Here is a 1,303-nt window from a genome sequence, read left to right as displayed (position 1 = left end):
CCCATGGAGGGGTGGGCGATTTATGGTCAGGTGTCATGGATCATGACTTCAATCTCGCCTCCGGCACAGCCACACTTGATTGTTTGATCGTCGCTACCACACATTTTTTCGCGAAGGTCTTTCGTTAGTTTCATCCAAATGGATAAGAGAATGTCGCCTATTGGATCATTGTACCTTGAGACGTTCCAAACGACTTTAAATTCGAACCACTGTGGGTCGAGGCGAAATAGGTACGTTCATGGCCAACGCATTGCGAACAACCTTTTGGGACAGTGTGAAAGGCGTTGCCATCGTCGCAGTGATAGTCATTCACGCCTCCGATCCATTGCTTGCCCAGGCGTCGTGGTCGCCTGCGTGGATCCTCGGGCTGGTACTTAATCAGTTCCTTGATTTCGCCGTCCCATTGTTCCTTGCTATGTCGGGCTTTTTCGCTAGATATGATGAACGTGAGGGGACTCTAAGCTATTATAAAAGCCGCTTCAAACGGCTCACGGGACCCTACCTGTTGTGGACGCTGGTCTACTTAGCAATCCTAGATCCTGGAGATTTGGAGTCGCCCCGACGGCTAGCTCTGGTGGTGGGGACGGGGACGGGTATCGGCATAGGCTACTTCGTCATTGTTCTTGCACAATTCGTCCTGCTGACCCCACTCCTGGCAGAAATACGGAGACAGCGCACACACCTCGCCGTCATGGCAATCACTGCAGCCATCGGCCTTATCTACTCCTACACCGTACGGCTTCATCAGGGCAGCGGAGTCCTGGGGCAATTTCCAGCCAACGCTTTGCCATTTTTCGTGTGGTATCCATTCTACCACTTCGGCTTTTACCTGAAGCGTTATCCAGAAGAAGCGAAGGTGCTTGTGCGGCGCGCCCCTGCTCTGGCGCTAATCTTCCTTGGACTGTCGTTCGGTGAGGGTATGTGGCTAGCCGAGCTCGGAAATGTTGTTTTTGCAGCGTCACAAATCAAGGTAACGAGCTTTGGATTTTCCGCTACACTTTTTGTTTGGCTTGTTGGGCGTTCTTTCCATGCCGCAATGCCTATGCCGAAAGGCGTGTTTATCTGGTGGGGACAGAATTCTTATTCGATTTATTTGATGCACATGCTTGTGCTGCGCGGCTTGAATAGGCTGTTGATGAGACTGCCCTTATTTCACGGCTGGGTATTGCTTAAGGTCGCGCTGTCCACCGCCTTTGTCCTTACCATCTGTTCGGCAGCCGTTTGGTTGATCCATCATATTCCACAAAAACTCCAACCTTTTGGAGATACCGAGAACATACGGGCCATCTAGCCTCAATTGGTG

The 1,303-nt window shown here is 51.3% G+C and carries 1 protein-coding gene; it reads left to right on the top strand.

The window, feature by feature from the left end:
* The first annotated feature begins 238 nt into the window (after window positions 1-238).
* On the top strand, window positions 239-1,291 hold the full coding sequence (locus ACXJ5O_RS27235; protein ID WP_457302634.1) for an acyltransferase: 1,053 nt from the start codon (window positions 239-241) through the stop codon (window positions 1,289-1,291).
* Window positions 1,292-1,303: the final 12 nt, after the last annotated feature.

The organism is Phyllobacterium sp. P5_D12, assembly GCF_054049495.1.
This window is presented reverse-complemented; position numbering and strand designations above follow the sequence as displayed.

Coding starts and splice junctions, on each gene's coding strand:
- ACXJ5O_RS27235 (WP_457302634.1), top strand. CDS start 239: ATGGCCAACGCATTGCGAACAACCTTTTGGGACAGTGTGAAAGGCGTT.